Here is a 21,411-nt window from a genome sequence, read left to right as displayed (position 1 = left end):
TTATTCCTTGTTGGCTGGGCCGCTGCCATTGATGGCGCCTTGCAGTTCAGTTTGCGCGATCCAGAAGTCGCGCTGGGTTTCGATGGCGCTGTTGACACTGGCGACCTGTTCGCGCGCGTCGGCCAGCAACTCGAAGACGCTGGCCAGCATGCCGTTGTAGCGCAGCAGCACCTCGTGCGAGATCGTCTTGCGCAGCGGCACGACTTCATCGCGGTAGTGACGCGCCAGGTCGTAGGCCGTGCGGTAGCTCGAATACGCCTCGCGCACTTCCGAGCGGGCTTTGACAGCCGTGCCCGCCGTGCGCTGCAGCGACTGCTCGTACAAGGCTTGCGCCTTGGCATTGCGCGCCGAGCCCCAGTCGAACAACGGCAGTTCCAGCGACACTGCATAGCCGTTTTCGCGCGGCGCCTCGCTGCTGCTCTTGTTGGTGTAGCCCACGTCGAGCACGTTGACGAAGCCCGTCACCTTGGACAAGCCCAGCGCATCGGCCGTCGCATGCGCATCAAGTTTGCTCATCTGCACGTCGAGGCGCTGCTCCATCGCCTGCGCCTCGATATTGCCGGCGTCCACCGCCTGGGCCGGCAAGTCGGGCAAGCGCGACGGTAAAGTAAAACTAGTCTGCTTGCCCCACAGGCCCAGCAAGCGCGTCAGGTGCTCGCGCGTCACCAATGCCTGGTGGCGCGCGCGCGCCAGGTCGCCGACGGCGTCCGCGTAAAACACTTGCTGGCGCGCCTGGTCGAGGCGGCTCCAGTTGCCCGCCTGCTGCAAGCGCGTGGCCAGTTCGGCGCCCGCCTCGGCCGACAACAGCGCACGCTGCATGAACGCTTCCGTCTGCACGGCGGCCACGGCGTTGAAATAGGCGCGGCGCGTATCAAGCGCCAGTTGCACGGCGCTGCTGGCGGCCTGCACCTTGGCTTGCTCGAAACGGCCCCGCTCGATGTTCACGCGCATCGGCATGGTCAGCAAGCCGGCCAGGTCAAAGCTGACGCCGCGGTCGATTTCATTGCCGTGGCTGCCGTGCGAGCGGCCGAACGACAGGCCGGGATTGCGCAAGCGCCCCGCTTGCACGAGGTCCGCTTCGGACGCACCCAGTTCGGCCAGCGCCACTTTCATGCCGTGATTGTTCATCAGGGCGATGCGCACGGCGCTGTCGGCGTCCAAGGGCTGGGCCAGCAGGCTGGCCAACTTTTCCTCGCCGCCCTTGTCCGCCAGCGCTGCGGGGGCGCCAGTGCGGGCGTCGGCCAGCGCGGACACCGTCTGCATGCCGCCATCCTGGCTGAAGCTGGCGCAGCCGCTGAGCAGCAGGACGGCCGCCAGGGCCAGCGGCGTGAGGCCGTACGAGTTCTTGAAACGCGCCATGTCAGTGTCCTTCATGCTGGTGGTGCTGATGTTGCGGGGCAGGCTTGGCATCCGGCTTGGGGCTGGGCTGAGCCATCGGCATCTTGTGTCCTTCCATTTTGTGGCCATCCATCTTGTGGCCATCCATTTTCATCATGCCCATGTGGCCGCCGGCCTTGCCGACTTTGTCGTTGACGGCGCGCCAGGTCTGGTCGGGCGTAGCCTCGTCCTCGGTGGCGGGACGGTAGCCGGCAAAGGCGGAGCGGTAAGTGGTGGCCGGCACGGATGCTTGCGCCTCTTGCGGGGAGGACGGGGACGGCGACGGGGATTGCGCTGCGGCGGCCAGCGGCAGCACGGCCAGCGCAAGGCTGAACAGGTATTTCATGGTATTCCTTGAATGACAGGGTATGACGCGGCGGGCGCGACTGGAACGCTGGCGCGGCCGGTGCAACGCGCAGGGACGTGCGACGGCGGCACCGCCAGGTTCAACGGGCGGTCAGGCGGAGCGCGTGCTTCTCGGGGGACGTTCGGGACCAGGCGGGATATGCCCGGCGAACAGGGACTCGGGCGCCAGCGCCGGAGGCGGCGCGCGCAGGGTCAAGGCGTGCAAGGCGGACATGCCTGGCGGCGCCGTGGCGCCCACGGTACACGCGCCGTGGTTGCTGCAATCGTGGCCGTGGTGCGTGGCGCCACTATCGTCCATGGCCATTTTCATCGGCTGATCCTGCATGTGCATGCCGGCCATGTCGCCCATGTCGTGGCACTGGGGCGCCTGCATTGCCTCGACGGCGACCGTGACCGTGATCGCCAGCTCATCCACGCAGCAGCTGCGCATGGCCGACGCAAAGCCCTGCAAGGGCAGCGTGACGGCTAGCAGCCAGAGCAGCGAGCGGGCGAGAAAGCGGGAAAAGGCACGGTTCATGGCACAACTATAAACCTTCCCACATGAGGAAGGTCAAGCCCCTATTTACGGACGTAGCCGTGCGTCAGCCAGATGACGTAGGTGCCGTAGTAGCCCTGCCCTTCGAATATGACCTGACCATCGGCAAAGGAGACTGTCTCCACTTCATTGACGATGAAATACGCGCGGTTGTCCGCCGCCTCCACGTCGCCCCAGTAGCGTGGAACCTGACTCCGATAGCCGCTGGCTCGCCCGATCGCGTCCATTAAATCGCTGATCATGAAGTCGTACAGCATGTCGGCCAGCAGCTGCCGGTGGCCCGCCAGCATGGCCGTGATGTCGGGGTAGCCCGCTTCCTTCAGCGCGGGCAAGTCGCTTTCCTCGTCCTGCAGGTCGTCTTCGCGGCAAGTCTGGATAAAACTGTTGAACGGTTCGTCGAGCAGTCCCGCCAGCGCCGCTTCCGGCACGCTCAGGCGGAACGGATGCAGCGGCAGCACGCTGTGCTGGCCATAGTTGAGTCCGCGGCAGCCGAGGAAGGCCAGCGGGTGCGGCTGTCCAGCGACTTCGCAGCGGATGCCAGGTGCTTGCTCAAACGTCATCAATATCCATCCCTGCCATCCCCTTGTCCTCGTTGTAGCTGATCAGGGTCACATGGTAAGCGCTGGCGGGCAAAGCGGACAGGCTCAGATGCAACAGAAAACAGCGGATCAGTTTATCAAGCAGGCTCCGTGATGCCCACGCAATTGCGCCCGTTTTCCTTGGCTACGTACAGGGCCGCATCGGCGGCCAGCAGCACGGCGTCCGTGGCGCCCGCCTCCTGTTCCGACGACACGACGCCCAGCGAGACCGTGATGGGCCCCGCGCCGGGAATCACGGCGGCAGCCACCCTGGCGCGCAAGCGCTCGGCTACCTGCAGGGCCGCGTCCAGGTCGGCGTCGGGCAGCAGCATGATGAATTCATCGCCGCCATTGCGACACAGCACGTCGGCATCGCGCGAACAGGCGCGCATCAGCTGCGCCAGGCGCAGGATGACGTCGTCGCCCACGGCATGGCCCCACTGGTCGTTGACTTGCTTGAAATGGTCGATGTCGATGGCGATGACGGAAAACGGCCGCGCCTGCGCCTGCCAGACATCGAGCGCCGCCGCCATGCCGCGCCGGTTCGACAGGCCCGTCAGCGGGTCCGTCTGCACGTCGGTCTTCAATTTGCCGATCTTGTTCTGCAATAACATCAACCCCTTCAGCAGGGCTTTCTTGATCTGCGCCGCCTCCACATACCAGGCGCGGATGGCGGCGATGTGCTCGGTCGTGCCGGGCGCATCCATGCGCCGCGCGCCGTCGGCCAGCTGCATCAGGGGGCGTGAAATCAGGCTGGCCAGCCACCAGATGAATGGCAGGCTCAGCAAGGCGATCGGCAGCGAATGCCATACCGTGTCGGCCATCAGCTGGTTCAGCGGGGCCAGAGTCATGGCCGTGGGACGCTGCGCCACGATGCCCCAGCCCGTCGACGGCATGACGGCGTAGCCGGCCAGCATGTCCACGCCCAGGCTGTTGTGCATGCGCCGGTTGCCGCCGCCCTGCTGCGCGATGATGTTGTCGATGACGTCATTCTTGCCGGCCAGGTCGCCCAGGCGCTCGGGGTCCGGGTGGTACAGCAGGCGCCGGTTCTGGTCCACCACGTACAGGTAGGAGCCGTCGCGGTAGTAATGCTGGCCCAGCATGGTGTACAGGATGTTTTTCTGTTTCAGGTAGATGCTGCCGCCCACATAGCCGAGGTAGCGGCCATCCTTGCCAAGGATGGGATGCGAAATGAAGATCACCAGGTTGCCGGCCGAGGAGACGTACGGCTGCGTCACCAGCGGTCGCCGCTCGCGTAGCGCCTGGATGGCACCGGCCGAATCGAGCGTGCGGTTTTTCAGGGCCAGGGTTTCCGGCGACACGCCCAGCACCTTGCCGTCCGCATTGACGATGAGCACGGAATTGAAGCTGTTCGTTTGCAAACGCAGCCGTTGCGCCTCGTCCGTCAGCCAGGCGTCGTCCCCCATGCGCGATGCCAGGCTGCCGGCGCTGTAGGCCAGTTGCTGGCGCGCCGACTGCAGGAAATCCTCGGCCGTGCTGGCCAGCTTGCTCGCATACGCGTGGTTCGCTTCCAGGGTGGTGTCGATCAGCAACTGGCGCTGGACGCTGTAGCTGGCATAGAAGGTATTGGCGAGGGACACCAGGGCGCTGGCAAAGGCCACGAGCACGATCAAACGGCGCAAATTCATGCGCAGAACAGGTTTAGTCCACATGGAGTCGGCAAGATTTGGAAAGTATTGCGCTAAAGAAAGAGCGCATTATACCGAGACACCCGTGCCAATATTGAAATATTGGCATCCATGGTCAAAGAAAATGTACTAGCGGCAACGCAGAACGCTGCCGCTTTGACCTGCATCAAGCGTGGATCGCGTGCTTGCGGACCCAGTCCACATAGCGCTGCATCCAGCCCTGGAAGAAACCGAGGCTGGCCGGGCCGATGCCGCCATGCTCGTCAAACAGGCCGTCCTTGGCCTGAATAAACATCTCGGGCTGTGCCAGCAGCGGCACGTCAAGGTAAGCGAGTACATTGCGCAAATGCTGCTGCGCCAGGGCCGTCCCCGTTGCGCCCACGGACACGCCGAGCACGGCGCCCGGCTTGCCGCCCCATACGCTCTGGCCATACGGACGCGAACCGTGGTCGAGGGCATTTTTCAGCACGCCGGGGATAGAGCGGTTGTATTCGGGGGTGAGGAAGAGCAAGGCTTGCGAAGCGGAAATGTCGGATTTGAGGCGCAGCACCTGCTCGGCCTGCGCGCCATCGTCATCCTGGTTATACAGCGGCAAATCGCCGATTTCGATGTGTTTGAAGGAAAATTCGGGCGGCGCCAGCTTGATGATGGCGTCAGCCAGCTTGCGGTTGAAGGAATCCTTGCGCAGGCTGCCGACGATGATAGCAACGTTATATTGACTCATATAAATCCCCGATCTTGGTAAAAGAATAGCCCTGGAGTGAAGCTCACTACAGGGCTATCTTGCCACACAATCATGGGTTTCGCGCTGTTTAGCGTGCGCCGGCCAATCCCCGATATTCGCGATAGTAGCGTCCGCCCAAATTGGTCAACACCTCGTAGCCGATGGTATTGGCCATGGCCGCCACGGCGTCGACCGGGTGTTCGGCGCAGATCAGGTCGACCAGGCTGCCCGGTGCCACGCGCTCCTCGGCGATGGCGCTCACGTCGAGCGTGATGGAATCCATCGAGATGGCGCCGATCTGCGGCACTTTCACGCCGTCGACGATGGCCAGGCCCTGGTTGCTCATGCTGCGCAGCCAGCCATCGGCATAACCGACGGAAACAGTCGCCACCTGGCGCGGCTCGCTGGCCGTATAGCGGCGGCTGTAGCCCACGTGGTCGCCGGCGGCGATCGTGCGCGTCTGTAGCACCTTGCCTTGCAGGCGCACTACCGAGCGCAGGGGATTCGGTTCGCCGCCCTGCGGCCCGATGCCGTACAGGGCCGCACCGGGGCGCACCAGGTCGAAGTGATAATCGGGCGACAAAAAGATGCCCGAGGAATTGGCCAGGCTGGCGCGGTATTGCGGCAAACGGGCGCGGATGGCGAGGAAGCGGGCCAGCTGCTCGCTATTCATCGGGTTGCTGCGTTCGTCGGCGCAAGCCAGATGGCTCATGAGGTAGCGCACTTTGATGCCATCAAGGAAGTGTTCGTCCAGCAGCCAGGCGTCGATTTCCTGCGGCGACAAGCCCATGCGCGACATGCCCGTGTCGACCTGCACATTCGCTTCCAAGGTTTTGCCCAGCGCCTTCGCATGCGCGCGCCAGCCAGCCACCTGCGGCTCGCTGTTGAGCACGGGAATCAGGCCATGGGCCGTGAATTCGCCTTCCGTGCCGACGGGCGGACCGTGCAGCACGAAGATGTCGGCGTCCTGCGCCATGTGCGGGCGCAGGCTGATGCCCTCTTCCAGGTGCGCCACAAAAAAGTGGCGGCAGCCTTCTTCGTACAGGGCCGCGCCCACTTGCGCGGCGCCCAGGCCATACGCGTCGGACTTGACGACGGCCGAGCAGGCGGCCGGGTGCGCCTTGTCGCGCAGCAAGCGGTAGTTGGCGCGCACGGCGTCCAGATCCACCGTCAGGATGGCGCCGCTACGTTCCTTTGGAGGCATGCTGGCCGCCATCTCAGGCCGCCGCGTGTTGCAGTTTGCCATGGCCCTGCGCGCCGCTGTAGCGGCTGACGGACAGGTCGTCGGCCAGGATGGCCGGCTTTTTCGACGACATCAGGTCGGCCAGCAATTGCGCCGAGCCGCAGGACATGGTCCAGCCCAGGGTGCCGTGACCCGTGTTGAGGAACAGGTTGCGCATCGGCGTGCGGCCGACGATAGGCGTGCCGTCCGGCGTCATCGGGCGCAAGCCCGTCCAGAATGTCGCTTCGGCCGTGTTGCCGCCGCCGGGGAACAGGTCGTTGACGACCATTTCCAGGGTTTCGCGGCGGCGCGGGTTCAGGTTCAGGTTGTAGCCGGCGATTTCCGCCATACCGCCCACGCGGATGCGGTCGTCGAAACGGGTGACGGCAATTTTATAAGTTTCATCGAGGATGGTCGACACGGGCGCCTTGGCCGCGTTGACGATAGGCACGGTGATCGAATAGCCCTTCAATGGATACACGGGAATGTCCAGCAGCGGCTTCATGAAGCCCGTCGAATAGGAACCGAGTGCCACCACGTAGGAGTCGGCCTTGACGATTTCCGCGCCGCATTGCACGCCGGCGATTTCATCGCCCTGCGTCAGCAGCGCGTCGATGGACACGCCGTAGCGGAACTTCACGCCCAGCGCCACGGCCATCTCGGACAGGCGCGTGGTAAACAGCTGGCAATCGCCCGTTTCATCGTTGGGCAGGCGCAAGCCGCCGAACAGTTTATCCTTGACCGCTTCCAGGGCCGGTTCGGCGCGCGACAGTTCGTTTCGCTGCAGTACTTCGTACGGCACGCCAGCGTCTTTCAACACTTCGATATCCTTGGCGGCGTCGTTGTATTGCTTTTCGGTGCGGAACAATTGCATCGTGCCTTGCTGGCGGCCTTCGTAGGTGATGCCCGCCTCGGCGCGCAGCACCTTGAAGCAGTCGCGGCTGTATTCGGCCAGGCGCACCATGCGTTCCTTGTTCACGGCATACGCTTCCGGTGTGCAATTACGCAACATCTGCCACATCCATTTCAGCTGGGCGGCGCTGCCGTCGAGCGAGATGGCCAGGGGCGCGTGGCGCTGCATCATCCACTTCACGGCTTTCAGGGGAATACCGGGCGCAGCCCATGGCGAAGCGTAGCCGGGCGAGATTTGCCCCGCATTCGCGAAGCTGGTTTCCAGTGCAGGGCCCGGCTGGCGGTCGATGACGGTCACCTCATGTCCTGCCTTGGCCAGATAGTAAGCACTGGTGACGCCGATGACGCCGCTACCCAGAATCACGATACGCATAGTTTCCTCATTATATTTTTTTAGGCTGACGCCAGATTAACCGCTATCATATTGGGAAAGAGCCAGTATTTGTTCACGTATAAATCGAGATATTCAGCAATAAATCATGAGAATCCTTAAAGAATCGGCACGTGGCCTCGACAAGCTGGATCGCCACATCCTGCGCATCCTGCAACAGGATGGCCGCATCTCGATGAAAGACCTCGGTGAACAGGTGGGCCTGTCCATCACGCCCTGCATCGAGCGGGTCAAGCGCATGGAGCGCGACGGCGTCATCACGGGCTACCATGCGAAGGTGAACCCGGCCGCGCTAGGGGCCAAGCTGCTCGTCTTTGTAGAGATTACGCTCAATCAAAAATCCGCGTCCGCCTTCGAGCAGTTCCGCCGCGAAGTGCTGCAGATTCCCGAGGTGCAGGAATGCCACCTGGTGTCGGGCGACTTCGATTACCTGATCAAGGCGCGCATCCATGAAATGGCCGAGTACCGCAAATTGCTGGGCGACATGCTGCTGCAGCTGCCCGGCGCCGCGCAATCGAAAAGCTATGTGGTGATGGAAGAAATCAAGGAAACGCTAGCGCTGTCGACCGACGTATTGCAGAGCCGGTAAAAGTACCGGCTGCCGGCACCAAAGGCATCGTTTTGTGCACCTTTGTATAATCTTGTAGCACATTGCCTGGTTCGCAAGCACACTCCTCTCCTGACATCACGCCCGTCCCCTCTGAGATTGGAAGCAGTGATGCACACTGGGAGTCCGTATGAACACATTGATAAAACTGGCAGCTTCCTGCCTCGCGGGCCTGGCCGTGGCCATGTGCACCGCCAGTGAATACAAGGTCAACCGCGCGCCGGACAATGGCGCCATCTATCAGAACATCAAGGTGGGCAAGACCACCCGCCTCGACCTCGACGCAGCCCTGGGCAACGCCACCGTCGTCAGCTTCGATCCCGGCTATGAAGTCTGGGTCTACAAGAACCAGCTGCAAGCGCCCAAGGTGACGCGGCTGATCCCCCTGCTGGGCGAAAAAGGCACGCGCGAAGTGGCCGTCATGTTCGACCAGGCTGGTATCGTCAGGAAATTCCGGATACACGAGCCGCGCAAGTAGGCCGCGCAAGCAAGCCATGGGGACGCGCCCGCCGCGTCCTCTTGTTTTACACTGGCGTTTTATCCTCCGGTGCCTCCATGCAATTACCCGCAAGCCTCGCCCACATCTCGGCGGAACCAGACTGGCAACACACGACAGCGTATCCACCGCTCGGTTTTATTCCCTTCTCTGAAGGCGCACTGGGCAATGGCGACACCTTCGGCCTGTACTGGCCCATCGGCCGCGAAGCGAGCGAGCCTATCGTCGTCGAGACGTGGCACGACGAGTGGCGCATCCAGCCGCACTTTTCCAGCCTGGCGGCGTTTCTGCAAGCCCACGCGGCCGCGGAAGACGAGTATGTCGGTACGCCAACGCTGGCCGACGACACCGCCTCGCCGCGCGCCGCCTTCCTGGAAGCCAAGGAACAGATCGCGCAGCGCAACCCAGAGGCGGCCATCGCCCTGCTGGAAGCGGCGCTCGCCATCGTTCCCGAATATACGGATGCCCTGGCCTTGCTGCACGGCCAGTATGTGCGCGCGGGAAGAACCGATGACGCCGTCAGGGTGGCCATCCAGGCCATCATCTCGCCGCCCTCATTTGGCGGCCCGCCCCTGAAAGCCTTGCAATGGCTGCGCACGCAGCCGGTGCCGGACGGAGAACCTGATCCCATCTGGCGCGCCTGCGGGCAGTTATCGTTCAACTTTGGCGGCAGCAAGGAAAATGCCGATTACCCCGTGCTGCTGGCCGCCATCGGCGACTACCTGGCCCAAGGCGACTCGATACGCGCCTCGACCCTGATGCAAACCTACGCCGAACTGATGAGCGCGGAAACCGTCTCGTTCCAGGAGCGCTACGCCTTCGAGCCGGCCGCCTTCATCGCGCGGCAAATCGCCGTCAGCGCGGGGCTGCCGCAGGGCAGCCGGGACCCGGTGGCGCTATGGTCCAACGACCTGGCCTAGCTGCTGCCGGAACAGCTTGCGATACGCCGAAGGCGACGTCTGCAAGTTCGCGCGGAAATGCTGGCGCAGCGACAGGGCCGTGCCAAAGCCGGCCTCTTGCGCCACGACGTCGATCGAAGCCGCGCTCTTTTCCAGCAAGCCTTGCGCATGCGCCAGGCGCTGGTTCAGCAGCCACTGCTTGAACGACGTGCCCATGGCCTGGCGGAAGTGGCGCGTGAAATTGCGCCGGCTCATGGCGGCCTGTTCGGCCAGCGCATCGATGCTGTGCGCCTGGCCCAGGCTGGCCGTCACGCCAGCGAGCACGTCGGCAAAGCGCCCTTCGCTGCCGGACACGGGCAGCGGGCGCTCGATGAATTGCGCCTGCCCGCCTTGGCGGTGCGGTGCCACGAGCAGTCGGCGCGCCACCCGGTTCGCCACTTCGGCGCCCGCCAGCTGGCGCAGCAGATACAGGCAGCAATCGAGGCCTGCCGCCACGCCGGCCGACGTCAGCACGGCGCCATCGTCCACGTACAGCACTTCCCGGTCCACCCTGACCTTGGGATAACGGGCCGCCAACCGGTCCGCCATGCCCCAGTGCGTGGCCGCGCTCTTGCCATCCAACAAGCCCGCCTGCGCCAAAGGAAATGCGCCCAGGCACAGGCCCACCATGCGCGCGCCGCGCCGGCTCGCCATCTGCAGCGCAGCGACCAAGGGCAGCGGCGCATCGCGGCAATCGTCGTGCCAGGCCGGCATGATGACGATATCGGCCCCGTCCAGTCCTTCCAGGCCGAACTCGGGCGTGATGCCGAAACCGGCCGCCGTGCGCAAGGGCACGGGATCGGCGGCGCACACGCGCACGTGGAAAGGCGGCAGATCGGCCTCGTCGGTCTGGGCGCCAAATACGAGGCAAGGCACGGACAAGTGAAACGGCGTCATGCCGTCGAAGGCGATCACGGCCACCGTCAACGGAGCGGGCAAGGCAAGAGAAGTAGTCATGGCCCGATTTTATCGCAGATAGTCCTTCGGGCCACTTTTTATTTGCGGCCCGCAGCCTGAAAATAGCTGTATCGAGGAGCTGTTTCCTCTTTCAACCACTCAAGGAGAACCCATGTCCAGCACCCCACGCCGTGCCCTGCTCGTCATCGACGTACAAAATGAATACTTCACGGGCGACATGCCCATCGAATATCCATCCGTCGACATTTCCCTGCCGAACATCGTCCAGGCCATGGCCGCCGCCCGCGCCGCCAGCGTGCCCGTGATCGTCGTCCAGCACGATGCGCCGGAAGCTTCCCCCATCTTCGCCAAGGGCAGCGACGGCTGGCAGCTGCATCCGCAAGTGGCAGCGTTTGCCGCCGACCACCGTATCAACAAGACCATGGGCAGCGCGTTTGCGGGCACGGACTTGCGCGCATGGCTGGCCGGCCACGGCATCGACACCCTGAGCGTGATCGGCTACATGACGCACAACTGCGACGCGGCCACCATTTACCAGGCCGCGCACGACGGCCTGCAAGTCGAGTTCCTGCAGGACGCCACTGGTACCCTGCCCTACGCCAATGCGGGCGGAACGGCCAGCGCCGAGGAAATCCACCGCGTCTTCAGCGCCGTATTCCACTCGAATTTCGCCGCCGTGGCCAGCACGCAAGACTGGCTCGATGCCGTGCGCGAAGGCAAGCCGCTGGAAATCGACAATATTTATCTGTCGAACCAGCGCGCGCGCAAGGCGCAGTCGAACTGACGCCGGCGGGAATGGACGGGTATCATGCGTCCATTCCCAACTTAATGATGAACGATGCGAAAAATAATTGTGCTCGGTTCAAGCGCTGTCGGTGTTTTCCTGCTGGCCACCGCCGCCCTGGTGCTGGCGGGCCTGAACGACAAACTTACCCCCGCCGACGTGATCGTCGTGCCCGGCAACACAATCCTGCCCGACGGCACGCCCAGCCCCCGCCTGCAGGCGCGGCTCGACGTGGCGCTGAAACAGTTCCAGGAACAGCGCGCGCCGCACATTCTCGTCAGCGGGGCAACGGGCAAGGAAGGTTTTGACGAGGCTGCTTCGATGGCCCGCTACCTGCAGTCGCGCGGCGTGCCGGCTGGCGCCATCATTGAAGATAATCAGGGCTGGACGACGGACGCCACGGCCCGCAACGCGGCGCAACTCATGCGCGCGCATGGCTGGAAGACGGCCATGGTTGCCACGCAATATTTTCACGTGCCCCGCTTCCGGCTGGCGCTGGAGCGCAGCGGCATCGCCGTCAGCGGCAACGTGCATGCGCCTTATTTTGAGATGCGCGACCTGTATTCCGTGCCCCGCGAAACGGTAGGTTATGCCGTGTATTTCATGCGCCACTGAGCACGAGCTTTCACTCGCTCCAGTCGCGCGAGCGTTCCACTGCCCGCTGCCACTTGTGCAGCCGCGTCAAGCGTTCATCGGCCGCCATGGCCGGCTCGAAACGGCGTCCCACCTGCCACTGAGCCGCGATTTCTTCCTGCGACTCCCAGTAGCCCACGGCCAGGCCCGCCAGGTAGGCGGCGCCCAGGGCCGTCGTTTCCGTCACCACGGGGCGCACCACGGGCACATTCAATATGTCGGCCTGGAACTGCATCAGCATGTCGTTGCGGGCAGCGCCGCCATCGACGCGCAGCTCGCTCAAAGCGATGCCCGCGTCGTCCTGCATGGCGGACAATACATCCACGTTCTGGTAAGCCACACCCTCCAGCGCCGCGCGCGCGATGTGGGCCTTGCCCGTGCCGCGCGTGATGCCGATCAGGGTGCCGCGCGCATACGGGTCCCAGTACGGCGCGCCCAGGCCCGCGAACGCGGGCACGAAGACCAGGCCGCCCGAATCGGGCACGCTGGTGGCCAGCGCTTCCACTTCGGACGAATCGCGGATGATGCCGATGCCGTCGCGCATCCATTGCACGGCAGCGCCCGCGATGAAGGCGCTGCCTTCGAGCAAGTAATCGGTCTTGTCGCTGCCGGCGCCCAGGCTCCAGCCTACCGTCGTCAACAGCCGGTTTTTCGATGGCAAGGGACGCTTGCCCACGTTCATCAGCATGAAGCAACCCGTACCGTAGGTATTCTTGGCCATGCCCGGCTTCAAACAGGCCTGGCCGAACGTCGCCGCCTGCTGGTCCCCCGCGATGCCGGCGATCGGTACGGAGATGCCCAGCAGATCAACGTGCGTGTGTGCGGCCACGCCACTCGAGGGCACGACGTCGGGCAGCAGCGAGGCGGGAATGCCGAGCAGCGCCAGCAGGTCCGTGTCCCATTGCAAAGTGTGAATGTTGAACAGCATGGTGCGCGACGCGTTGCTCGTGTCCGTCAAGTGGGCGCCGCTCATCTTGTAAATCAGCCAGCTGTCGACGGTGCCGAAGGCCAGCTCGCCCCGTTCGGCGCGCGCGCGGGCACCGGCAACGTTGTCGAGCAGCCATTTGAGTTTGGTGGCGGAAAAATAGGCGTCCAGCACGAGACCCGTCTTTTGCTGGATCATGTCCGCCTTGCCCTGCTCGACCAGTTGCTCGCAGTAAGCGGCGTTTCTGCGGTCTTGCCAGACGATGGCGTTGGCGACGGGTTCGCCCGTGGCGCGGTCCCACAGCACCGTCGTTTCACGCTGGTTGGTGACGCCGATGGCGGCCACGTCGGAAGCGGCCACGCCGCTGTCGCGCAGCACCTGCTGCAGCACGCCTTCTTGCGAAGCCCAGATTTCGTTCGCGTCATGCTCGACCCAGCCAGGCTGGGGGAAAATCTGGCGAAATTCGCGCTGCGCGCTGGCGTGCGGCCGGCCCGCATGGTCGAACAGGATGGCGCGCGAACTGGTGGTGCCCTGATCTAAAGCAAGTATGTATTTGGTCATTGTCTGGTGGTGCGAATCGGGTAAAAACAGGCACGGAGCCATCAAGCTCCGTGCCCTCAGCACTGCGGCGGCAGTTTACCTTACCTTGCCTTCTTTCCAGGCTTGCAGCAGCTTGTCGTAGGCTATCGTTTCACCCTTCGGCTTTTCATTCGCCAGCTTTTTCCATGGGGCGTGCTGGTCCGACAGATACTGGTTCGGATCGACCTTGGGATTGAGCTTCGGCGCGCACGCCTTCATGCCGGCACGCTGCAAACGCGCCATGACCTGGTCCATTTCCTCGGCCAGGTTATCCATGGCGGCCTGTGGCGTTTTTTCCGCCGTGATGGCCGTGGCCACGTTTTTCCACCACAGCTGCGCCAGCTTCGGATAATCGGGCACGTTGTTGCCCGTCGGCGTCCACGCCACGCGGGCGGGGCTGCGGTAGAACTCGATCAAGCCGCCGTATTCGTTCGCGTGTTTCGTGAAGTAATCGTGGCGGATGTCGGAATCGCGGATAAACGTCAGGCCGACGATCGATTTCTTCAGCGACACGGTTTTCGACGTGACGAACTGCGCGTACAGCCAGGCGGCCGCCTTGCGGTCGTCCGGCGTGGACTTGAACAGGAACCAGGAACCGACGTCCTGGTAGCCGTTCTGCATGCCCTCTTTCCAGTACGGGCCGTGCGGCGACGGCGCCATGCGCCATTTTGGCGTGCCGTCCTTGTTGACCACTGGCAAGCCCGGTTTCGTCATGCCGGCCGTAAATGCCGTGTACCAGAAGATTTGCTGGGCGATTTCGCCCTGCGCCGGCACGGGGCCCGATTCCGAGAAATTCATGCCGTTCGCCTGCGGCGGCGCGTATTTCTTCATCCAGTCGATGTATTTCGTCAGCGCAAAGACGGCCGCCGGCGAATTGGTGGCGCCGCCGCGCGACATCGAGGCGCCCACGGGCGTGCACTTGTCGGCCGCGACCTTGATGCCCCACTCATCGACAGGCATGCCGTTCGGAATGCCCTTGTCGGCCGCGCCAGCCATCGACAGCCACGCATCGGTGAAGCGCCAGCCCAGGGACGGATCTTTCTTGCCGTAATCCATGTGGCCATAGACTTTCTTGCCGTCCAGTTCCTTCACGTCATTCGTGAAAAAGTCGGCGATGTCTTCATAGGCGGACCAGTTTTGCGGCACGCCCAGCTCGTAGCCATATTTGGCCTTGAACTTGGCTTGCAAATCCTTGCGCGCGAACCAGTCTGCACGGAACCAGTACAGGTTGGCGAATTGCTGATCGGGCAACTGGTAGACCTTGCCGTCCGGCGCCGTCGTAAAGCTGATGCCGATGAAATCTTTCAGGTCCAGGCCGGGATTGGTAAATTCCTTGCCCTTGGCGGCCATGTAGTCGGACAGCGGTTCGACGGCGCCGTAGCGGTAGTGGGTGCCGATCAGGTCGGAATCGGAAATCCAGCCGTCATAGATGCTCTTGCCGGACTGCATCGACGTTTGCAGCTTTTCCACCACGTCGCCTTCCTGGATGATGTCGTGGCGCACCTTGATGCCCGTGATTTCCTCGAAGGCCTTGGCCAGGGTCTTCGATTCGTAGACGTGGGTGTCGATGGTTTCCGAGACCACGGAAATTTCCTTGATACCCTTGGCTTTCAGCTTGGCCGCCGCATCAATGAACCATTTCATTTCAGCAAGCTGCTGCTCCTTGCTCAGGCTGGATGGCTGGAATTCCTTGTCGATCCAGGTTTGCGCCTGCTTGGCGTCGGCCAGGGCCGCATTCGACACGAGCATGGCCGCAGCCGCGAAGACCGTGAACTTCAATTTCATCGTGAATCTCCTTTTATAGTTTTTACCGGCCGCCTGCTGGCGGTACGGCATCCATCAACACCGGCAAGCCGGTTATCCCCAACGCATGACAATCAACAACAACACAAAACTGATGGCAGCCCCTATCGCCTGCTGCATTTCCGTAAACCCCGCCCACGCCAAGTTCACATAGGCCGCCGTGAGCAAGCCGATGAACAGTCTGTCGCCACGCGTCGTCGGCATGGGCAAGAAACCCTTGCGTTCGATGCTGGGCGAACGGATTTGCCACACCGTCATGCCGGCCAGCATCAAGCCGATGCAAATGAAGAAGATGGCCACTTCCGGCGTCCACGCCATCCAGCCGAACAGGCTGGCTGTGCTATCGGTATTTTCCATGTCACACCCTCCCCATCGCGAAACCCTTGGCAATGTAATGCCGCACGAACCAGATCACCAGCGCGCCGGGCACGATGGTCAGCACGCCCGCGGCCGCCAGCACGCCCCAGTCCATGCCGGCCGCCGACACCGTGCGCGTCATGGTGGCGGCAATCGGCTTGGCATTGACGGAGGTCAAGGTGCGCGCCAGCAGCAATTCCACCCAGCTGAACATGAAGCAGAAGAAGGCCGTCACGCCCACGCCCGACTTAATCATCGGCAAGAAGATGCGGATGAAGAAGCGGGGAAAGCTGTAGCCGTCGATATATGCCGTCTCGTCAATTTCCTTCGGCACGCCGGACATGAAACCTTCCAGTATCCACACGGCCAGCGGCACGTTGAAGACCATGTGCGCCAGCGCCACGGCCAGGTGCGTATCCATCAGGCCGACCGTCGAATACAGCTGGAAGAAGGGCACGAGGAAGACGGCGGGCGGCGTCATGCGGTTGGTCAGCAGCCAGAAGAACAGGTGTTTATCGCCGACGAAGTTGTAGCGCGAGAAAGCATACGCGGCCGGCAAGGCCACCGTGACCGACATCACCATGTTCAAGGCCACGTAAATCATGGAATTGATGTAGCCGCTGTACCAGGACCGGTCGGTAAAAATCGTGTGGTAGTTGGCGAACGTCAGTTGCTGTGGCCAAAGGCTCAGCACGCCCACGATTTCCTCGTTGGTCTTGAGCGACATGTTGAGCATCCAGTAGATGGGCAACAGGGACGCGAGCAAGAAGACCACGAGGATGGTGCTGCTCATTTTCTTGTGCATCATTTCTGGTCTCCCGTGCCAACGCGCTGCATCCACGTGTACAGCACAAAGCAGAACAGCAGGATGATGAGGAAATAGATCAGGGAAAACGCGGATGCCGGTCCCAAGTCGAACTGGCCCACGGCCTTTTGCGTCAGGTATTGCGACAAAAAGGTGGTGGCATTGCCGGGACCGCCGCCCGTCAGCACGAACGGTTCCGTGTAGATCATGAAACTGTCCATGAAGCGCAGCAAGACAGCGATCATCAGCACATTGCGCAGTTTCGGCAGCTGGATGTAGCGGAACACGGCCAGGCGCGAGGCGCCATCGATGCGCGCCGCCTGGTAATACGCGTCGGGAATGGCGCGCAAACCCGCATAGCACAGCAGCACGACGAGCGGCGTCCAGTGCCAGATATCCATCACCATCACCGTCAGCCACGCGTCGAGCGAATTGCCGTTGTAGTTGTAGTCAAAGCCCAGCTGGTTCAGGGTATAGCCCATCAGGCCGATGTCGCCGCGGCCAAAGATTTGCCAGATGGTGCCCACCACGTTCCAGGGTATCAAGAGGGGCAGCGCGATCAGCACCAAGGCGAGGGACGCCTTCCAGCCATCGGCCGGCATGCACAGGGCAATCAAAATGCCCAGCGGAATCTGGATGGCCAGCACGGAGCCGGAAAACAGCAGTTGGCGCAGCAAGGCGCTGTGCAAGTCGCCGTCCAGCATGACCATGCGGAACCACTCCGTGCCCACGAACACCTTTTGCGTGGGACTCAGAATATCCTGCACGGAATAGTTCACCACCGTCATCAGGGGCAGGATGGCGGAAAAGGCCACGCACAGCAACACGGGCAGGATCAATAGCCAGGCGCGGCGGTTGTTATCGGTTTTACCGTTATGTATCATCAGGCCACCCGCTTATCGTTGACATAGTAAAGGGTGCGTTGCGGCGGAAAGCGCAGCCGCACAGCATTCCCGGCGACGGCATCGATGGTACGCAGCTTGGCCGCCACCGTCGCGCCGCCCAGCTGGAATTCCGCCAGGTAATGCGTGCCCATGTTGCGCACGGCCGTGACCGTCGCGTCCAGGCAATGGTCGCCACCTTCGCCGCCCTCGCCCGCCTGCACGCATTCGACGAATTCCGGCCGCACGCCCACCGTGATCTTCCCTTGCGCGCCAGACAGCGCCGCACGGGCGTCAGCGGACACGGCCAGTAGCTGTCCCGCCACGCGCACGCCGCCGTCGTCCAGGGTGCAATCGAGCAAGTTCATGCCCGGGTTGCCGATGAAATAGCCGACAAACGTGTGTTCGGGCTCCTCGAACAGCGCTTGCGCGCTGCCCGTCTGCACCACTTCGCCCTGCGTCATGACGACCACCTGGTCGGCAAAGGTCAAGGCTTCCACCTGGTCGTGCGTGACGTAGATCAATGACAATTTCAGTTCGTGGTGGATTTCCTTCAACTTTCTGCGCAACAGCCATTTCAGATGCGGGTCGATCACCGTCAGCGGTTCGTCGAACAGCACGGCCGCCACGTCGGGGCGCACGAGGCCGCGTCCCAGCGAAATCTTTTGCTTGGCGTCCACGGACAAGCCACTGGCGCGCAGCTTCAAGTCGCCCGTCAATTCCAGCATCTGCGCCACTTGCTGCACGCGCTTTTTCACCTCGATCTCTTTCCAGCCGCGATTACGCAGCGGAAACGCCAGGTTGTCGTGCACGGTCATGGTGTCGTAGATGACGGGAAACTGGAACACTTGCGCGATATTGCGCGCCTCGGTCGGCAGCTGCGTGACGTCCTTGCCGTCGAACAGCACCTTGCCATGCGACGGCTTTACCAGGCCGGAAATAATGTTGAGCAAGGTCGTCTTGCCGCAGCCGGACGGCCCCAGCAAGGCGTAGGCGCCGCCGTCATGCCACGCCATGCTCATCGGCCGCAGCGCATAGTCGGCGGGGGCCGTCGGGTTCGGTTTGTAGGCGTGGGCCAGGTCGACCAGTTCGATGCGCGCCATATCATGCCCCTCCTTGCGCAGGAGCGAACAGCAGGCCGCCGTCTTGTGCGAAGATCAGCAAGGCATGCGGCTGGCAATACACGGTGCAGGCGCTGCCGATCTCCAGGTTGTGCACGCCGCCCAGCTGCGCCACCAGGGCCAGGTCGCCCCGGCGCGCATGCACATAGGTTTCCGAGCCGCTGATTTCCGCCAGATCCACCGTAGCTGCGATGGCCACGTCGCCATCGGACTGCGGTGACAAATGCAGGCTGTGCGCGCGCACGCCGAGGATCACGTCGTGATTGCCGCCCAGGCGGGCGCGCTGCGCGCCGCTCAGGCGGATCGACAGGCCATCGGCCGCCTGCGCCACACCGGCAGCATCCACGCGGGCGGGGATCAGGTTGATGGGCGGATCGCTGAAGGTGCGCGCCACGTCGATGGAGTTGGGGGCGTTGAAGACGTCCAGGGTCGGCCCCTGCTGCAGCAAGCGTCCCTCGTGCAGCACGGCCACGTGGCCGCCCAGCTGCAGCGCTTCCAGCGGTTCCGTGGTGGCGTACACAACCGTCGTGCTGCCGCTGGAAAACAGTTCCGTCAATTCGCGGCGCAATTCCTCGCGCAGCTTGTAGTCGAGATTGACGAGTGGTTCGTCGAGCAGCAGCAAGGATGCATCCTTGATCAGCGCGCGCCCCAGCGCCGTGCGCTGCTGCTGGCCGCCGGACAATTCGCCCGGCGTGCGCTGCAGGTAGGGCGTGATGTGCAGGCGCTCGGCCAGCGCCAGCACTTTCGTGCGTATCTGCTCCTCTGGCTCCTTGCGCAAGCGCAAGGGCGAGGCGATATTGTCATAGACGGTGAAAGCCGGATAATTGATGAATTGCTGGTACACCATGGCCAGGTTGCGTTTACTGACGGGCACGCCCGTCACGTCGACGCCATCGGCCGTCACGGTGCCCCCGCTGGGCTTGTCCAGGCCCGCCATCACGCGCATCAGGGTCGTCTTGCCGGCACGCGTGGTGCCCAGCAAAACGTTGATGGCGCCCGGCACCAAGGCCAGCGACATCGGATATAAAAAGTCGTCAGCCCCCTGCTTCCTGCTGATCTTGTCCAGTACCAGTTGCACGCGCTTCTCCTCCAGTGATGGTTTCTTATTCTTCGCCGCACCCTCTGCGGGGAGCGGTCGCCAACGTTTTGTGCTTACGGCAAAGGGTGCTGCAACAGCCAGGCGTCGAGCGTGTCCGCCGTCTCGCGCGGCAGGTGCAAGCCCAGCTTGGAGCGCCGCCACAGGATGTCGGCCGCGCCGACGGCCCATTCATGGCGCCGCAAATAGTCCACTTCCGCCGCGTACAGGCCGGCGGCAATTTCCTCGCCCATGGCCGCCACGTCCGCCCTGCCATCGAGCAGCACATGGATGCGCGTGCCGTAGGCGCGTGCATAGCGCGCTACCAGCGCCGCCGGCAGCCACGCATATTCGCGCTGCAAGCCTTGCACGAACTGGCCGAACTCGCGCACGGACCGGTTCTGCGGCACGGCGCCATACACGTCGCCGCCGGGCAGGCAAGCCTGCTGCGTCCAGGCCGGACGCGCGTTGCCCAGCAAGGGCGCCAGCATGTCCATCGCTTCCTCGGCCAGCTTGCGGAAAGTCGTGATCTTGCCGCCGAAAATGCTCAGCAGCGGCGCACCTTCCCGGTCCAGCTCGAAACGATAATCGCGCGTGACGGCCTTGGCGTCGGCCGCCGCGTCTTCCACCAGCGGGCGCACGCCCGCATACGTCCAGACCACATCGGCCGGCACGATTGGCTTGCTGAAATAGTAACTGGAAAGCTCGCACAAGTAACGAATTTCCTCATCATCGATTTCCACCTTGCCACGGTCGCCTTGGTAGTCAAGGTCGGTGGTGCCGATCAGGGTGAAATCGTGCTGATACGGAATGGCAAACACGATGCGCCCGTCCGGATGCTGGAAGATATACGCGTGATCATGCTCGAACAGGCGCTTGACGACGATATGGCTGCCCTTGATCAGACGCAAATGCCGGCCCTGGCCGCCCGGCGCCGCCTGCTGCAGGAACTCGGCCGTCCACGGCCCGGCCGCATTGACGACGCTGCGCGCACGCACGGTCGTCTGCCTGCCGCTGGCGTGCTGCAAGGTGGCCAGCCAAGAAGCGCCCTCCCCCTCGCCTTCGCGCGCCAGCATCGTGCAGCGCGTGCGCGTCAGCACGTGCGCCCCGTTGTCGGCCGCGTCGATGGCGTTCAGCACCACCAGGCGCGCATCGTCGACCCAACCGTCGGAATACACGAAACCGCGCTTGAATTCGGGTTTCAAGGGTTTGCCGGCCGCATGGCGCGTCAGGTCGATGCCGCTGGAGGCCGGCAGGATTTCCCGCTTCGCCAGCATGTCGTAGAGGAACAGGCCGGCGCGTATCAGCCAGGCCGGGCGCTGGCCCTTGGCGTGCGGCATGACGAAGCGCAGCGGCCACATGATGTGCGGCGCCGAGCGCAGCAGCACTTCGCGCTCGATCAGCGCCTTGCGCACGAGGCCGAATTCATAGTATTCGAGGTAGCGCAGGCCGCCATGTATCAGCTTGGTGGAAGCGGACGAGGTGTGGGAAGCCAGGTCGTCCTTTTCGCACAGCACCACGGACAAGCCCCGTCCCGCCGCGTCGCGCGCGATGCCGGCGCCATTGATGCCGCCGCCGACCACCAGCACGTCGCATTTGATCGCTGTCTCCACACCCTGTTGTGCTGCGGCCATCGGGACTCCATGTCTGTCGGGGACACGCCGGCGCGGAAAGACTAGGCATCGCCGGCGACTGTCGTTAAGATCACCATTTCGTAATACGCATGCAATATGAA

Annotated in this window: 22 protein-coding genes; 5 read left to right on the top strand and 17 right to left on the bottom strand. The window is 63.2% G+C overall.

The window, feature by feature from the left end; genetic code table 11:
* The 8 genes from VM94_RS14240 to VM94_RS14205 all read right to left on the bottom strand — a co-directional run bounded on the left by VM94_RS14240 (nt 1) and on the right by VM94_RS14205 (nt 7,736).
* Entirely contained in the window at nt 1-1,374 is a 1,374-nt protein-coding gene (locus tag VM94_RS14240) for a TolC family protein (RefSeq protein WP_082127712.1), read from the bottom strand.
* Complete coding sequence (locus tag VM94_RS14235) at nt 1,361-1,723, bottom strand: hypothetical protein (protein ID WP_046684044.1); 363 nt, start codon at nt 1,721-1,723, stop codon at nt 1,361-1,363. Before VM94_RS14235 ends, VM94_RS14240 begins: the two co-directional genes overlap by 14 nt.
* 111 nt (nt 1,724-1,834) lie before the next feature.
* Nucleotides 1,835-2,260: a hypothetical protein gene (locus VM94_RS14230; protein WP_046684043.1), complete on the bottom strand. Its 426-nt coding sequence runs from the start codon at nt 2,258-2,260 to the stop codon at nt 1,835-1,837.
* A 41-nt stretch (nt 2,261-2,301) separates the two neighbouring features.
* Complete coding sequence (locus tag VM94_RS14225) at nt 2,302-2,838, bottom strand: hypothetical protein (RefSeq protein WP_046684042.1); 537 nt, start codon at nt 2,836-2,838, stop codon at nt 2,302-2,304.
* A gap of 116 nt (nt 2,839-2,954) precedes the next feature.
* Nucleotides 2,955-4,529 (bottom strand): sensor domain-containing diguanylate cyclase, encoded by a 1,575-nt coding sequence (locus VM94_RS14220; protein ID WP_046684041.1) that lies wholly within the window; start codon nt 4,527-4,529, stop codon nt 2,955-2,957.
* Nucleotides 4,530-4,671: 142 nt separating this feature from the next.
* The gene (locus VM94_RS14215) at nt 4,672-5,229 is read right to left on the bottom strand and encodes an NADPH-dependent FMN reductase (protein ID WP_046684040.1); all 558 of its coding nucleotides are present in this window, start codon (nt 5,227-5,229) and stop codon (nt 4,672-4,674) included.
* An 88-nt stretch (nt 5,230-5,317) separates the two neighbouring features.
* Complete coding sequence (gene alr / locus VM94_RS14210) at nt 5,318-6,433, bottom strand: alanine racemase (RefSeq protein ID WP_235432915.1); 1,116 nt, start codon at nt 6,431-6,433, stop codon at nt 5,318-5,320.
* Nucleotides 6,434-6,446: 13 nt separating this feature from the next.
* Nucleotides 6,447-7,736, bottom strand: coding sequence for a D-amino acid dehydrogenase (locus tag VM94_RS14205; RefSeq protein ID WP_046684038.1), 1,290 nt, complete (start codon nt 7,734-7,736; stop codon nt 6,447-6,449).
* A gap of 106 nt (nt 7,737-7,842) precedes the next feature.
* Between VM94_RS14205 and VM94_RS14200 the strand changes: the two genes are divergently transcribed.
* From VM94_RS14200 to VM94_RS27295, 3 genes are all read left to right on the top strand, one after another.
* The gene (locus tag VM94_RS14200; RefSeq protein WP_034754979.1) at nt 7,843-8,343 is read left to right on the top strand and encodes an Lrp/AsnC ligand binding domain-containing protein; all 501 of its coding nucleotides are present in this window, start codon (nt 7,843-7,845) and stop codon (nt 8,341-8,343) included.
* Nucleotides 8,344-8,491: 148 nt separating this feature from the next.
* The gene (locus tag VM94_RS14195; protein ID WP_034754978.1) at nt 8,492-8,839 is read left to right on the top strand and encodes a hypothetical protein; all 348 of its coding nucleotides are present in this window, start codon (nt 8,492-8,494) and stop codon (nt 8,837-8,839) included.
* Between the two features lie 77 nt (nt 8,840-8,916).
* Nucleotides 8,917-9,777: a tetratricopeptide repeat protein gene (locus VM94_RS27295; RefSeq protein WP_052755766.1), complete on the top strand. Its 861-nt coding sequence runs from the start codon at nt 8,917-8,919 to the stop codon at nt 9,775-9,777.
* On the opposite strand, the gene VM94_RS14185 is transcribed toward VM94_RS27295, so the two are convergent.
* Nucleotides 9,754-10,722: a GlxA family transcriptional regulator gene (locus VM94_RS14185; protein WP_409929628.1), complete on the bottom strand. Its 969-nt coding sequence runs from the start codon at nt 10,720-10,722 to the stop codon at nt 9,754-9,756. The two genes, VM94_RS27295 and VM94_RS14185, sit on opposite strands and share 24 nt — an antisense overlap.
* A 142-nt stretch (nt 10,723-10,864) precedes the next feature.
* Between VM94_RS14185 and VM94_RS14180 the strand changes: the two genes are divergently transcribed.
* Nucleotides 10,865-11,497, top strand: coding sequence for a cysteine hydrolase family protein (locus tag VM94_RS14180; RefSeq protein ID WP_046684036.1), 633 nt, complete (start codon nt 10,865-10,867; stop codon nt 11,495-11,497).
* Nucleotides 11,498-11,551: 54 nt separating this feature from the next.
* Nucleotides 11,552-12,112, top strand: coding sequence for a YdcF family protein (locus VM94_RS14175; protein WP_046684035.1), 561 nt, complete (start codon nt 11,552-11,554; stop codon nt 12,110-12,112).
* Between the two features lie 10 nt (nt 12,113-12,122).
* Here VM94_RS14175 and glpK read toward each other — a convergent pair whose 3' ends face one another.
* From glpK to glpD, 8 genes are all read right to left on the bottom strand, one after another.
* On the bottom strand, nt 12,123-13,616 hold the full coding sequence (gene glpK, locus VM94_RS14170) for a glycerol kinase GlpK (RefSeq protein WP_046684602.1): 1,494 nt from the start codon (nt 13,614-13,616) through the stop codon (nt 12,123-12,125).
* 75 nt (nt 13,617-13,691) lie between these two features.
* On the bottom strand, nt 13,692-15,419 hold the full coding sequence (locus tag VM94_RS14165) for an ABC transporter substrate-binding protein (protein ID WP_034754970.1): 1,728 nt from the start codon (nt 15,417-15,419) through the stop codon (nt 13,692-13,694).
* A 72-nt stretch (nt 15,420-15,491) separates the two neighbouring features.
* Nucleotides 15,492-15,767: a DUF2160 domain-containing protein gene (locus tag VM94_RS14160; protein ID WP_034755012.1), complete on the bottom strand. Its 276-nt coding sequence runs from the start codon at nt 15,765-15,767 to the stop codon at nt 15,492-15,494.
* 28 nt (nt 15,768-15,795) lie between these two features.
* Nucleotides 15,796-16,602: a carbohydrate ABC transporter permease gene (locus tag VM94_RS14155; protein WP_034754968.1), complete on the bottom strand. Its 807-nt coding sequence runs from the start codon at nt 16,600-16,602 to the stop codon at nt 15,796-15,798.
* On the bottom strand, nt 16,599-17,483 hold the full coding sequence (locus tag VM94_RS14150) for a carbohydrate ABC transporter permease (protein ID WP_034754965.1): 885 nt from the start codon (nt 17,481-17,483) through the stop codon (nt 16,599-16,601). The genes VM94_RS14155 and VM94_RS14150 overlap by 4 nt, the downstream gene beginning before the upstream one ends.
* Nucleotides 17,483-18,583 carry an ABC transporter ATP-binding protein gene (locus VM94_RS14145; protein WP_046684034.1) on the bottom strand — a complete coding sequence of 367 codons (1,101 nt, stop codon included), beginning with the start codon at nt 18,581-18,583 and terminating at the stop codon, nt 17,483-17,485. Before VM94_RS14145 ends, VM94_RS14150 begins: the two co-directional genes overlap by 1 nt.
* 1 nt (nt 18,584) lies before the next feature.
* Nucleotides 18,585-19,679 (bottom strand): ABC transporter ATP-binding protein, encoded by a 1,095-nt coding sequence (locus VM94_RS14140; RefSeq protein WP_046684033.1) that lies wholly within the window; start codon nt 19,677-19,679, stop codon nt 18,585-18,587.
* Between the two features lie 74 nt (nt 19,680-19,753).
* On the bottom strand, nt 19,754-21,310 hold the full coding sequence (gene glpD / locus VM94_RS14135; RefSeq protein ID WP_046684032.1) for a glycerol-3-phosphate dehydrogenase: 1,557 nt from the start codon (nt 21,308-21,310) through the stop codon (nt 19,754-19,756).
* Nucleotides 21,311-21,411 lie beyond the last annotated feature (101 nt).

This window comes from Janthinobacterium sp. KBS0711, from assembly GCF_000988085.1.
Taxonomy (GTDB): domain Bacteria; phylum Pseudomonadota; class Gammaproteobacteria; order Burkholderiales; family Burkholderiaceae_D; genus Janthinobacterium; species Janthinobacterium lividum_E.
This window is presented reverse-complemented; position numbering and strand designations above follow the sequence as displayed.

Coding starts and splice junctions, on each gene's coding strand:
- VM94_RS14205 (WP_046684038.1), bottom strand. CDS start 7,736: ATGCGTATCGTGATTCTGGGTAGCGGCGTCATCGGCGTCACCAGTGCT.
- VM94_RS14150 (WP_034754965.1), bottom strand. CDS start 17,483: ATGATACATAACGGTAAAACCGATAACAACCGCCGCGCCTGGCTATTG.
- VM94_RS14200 (WP_034754979.1), top strand. CDS start 7,843: ATGAGAATCCTTAAAGAATCGGCACGTGGCCTCGACAAGCTGGATCGC.
- VM94_RS14195 (WP_034754978.1), top strand. CDS start 8,492: ATGAACACATTGATAAAACTGGCAGCTTCCTGCCTCGCGGGCCTGGCC.
- VM94_RS14165 (WP_034754970.1), bottom strand. CDS start 15,419: ATGAAATTGAAGTTCACGGTCTTCGCGGCTGCGGCCATGCTCGTGTCG.
- glpK (WP_046684602.1), bottom strand. CDS start 13,616: ATGACCAAATACATACTTGCTTTAGATCAGGGCACCACCAGTTCGCGC.
- VM94_RS14225 (WP_046684042.1), bottom strand. CDS start 2,838: ATGACGTTTGAGCAAGCACCTGGCATCCGCTGCGAAGTCGCTGGACAG.
- VM94_RS14180 (WP_046684036.1), top strand. CDS start 10,865: ATGTCCAGCACCCCACGCCGTGCCCTGCTCGTCATCGACGTACAAAAT.
- VM94_RS14215 (WP_046684040.1), bottom strand. CDS start 5,229: ATGAGTCAATATAACGTTGCTATCATCGTCGGCAGCCTGCGCAAGGAT.
- glpD (WP_046684032.1), bottom strand. CDS start 21,310: ATGGCCGCAGCACAACAGGGTGTGGAGACAGCGATCAAATGCGACGTG.
- VM94_RS14155 (WP_034754968.1), bottom strand. CDS start 16,602: ATGATGCACAAGAAAATGAGCAGCACCATCCTCGTGGTCTTCTTGCTC.
- VM94_RS14240 (WP_082127712.1), bottom strand. CDS start 1,374: ATGAAGGACACTGACATGGCGCGTTTCAAGAACTCGTACGGCCTCACG.
- VM94_RS14220 (WP_046684041.1), bottom strand. CDS start 4,529: ATGTGGACTAAACCTGTTCTGCGCATGAATTTGCGCCGTTTGATCGTG.
- VM94_RS14175 (WP_046684035.1), top strand. CDS start 11,552: ATGCGAAAAATAATTGTGCTCGGTTCAAGCGCTGTCGGTGTTTTCCTG.
- alr (WP_235432915.1), bottom strand. CDS start 6,433: ATGCCTCCAAAGGAACGTAGCGGCGCCATCCTGACGGTGGATCTGGAC.
- VM94_RS14235 (WP_046684044.1), bottom strand. CDS start 1,723: ATGAAATACCTGTTCAGCCTTGCGCTGGCCGTGCTGCCGCTGGCCGCC.
- VM94_RS14145 (WP_046684034.1), bottom strand. CDS start 18,583: ATGGCGCGCATCGAACTGGTCGACCTGGCCCACGCCTACAAACCGAAC.
- VM94_RS27295 (WP_052755766.1), top strand. CDS start 8,917: ATGCAATTACCCGCAAGCCTCGCCCACATCTCGGCGGAACCAGACTGG.
- VM94_RS14230 (WP_046684043.1), bottom strand. CDS start 2,260: ATGAACCGTGCCTTTTCCCGCTTTCTCGCCCGCTCGCTGCTCTGGCTG.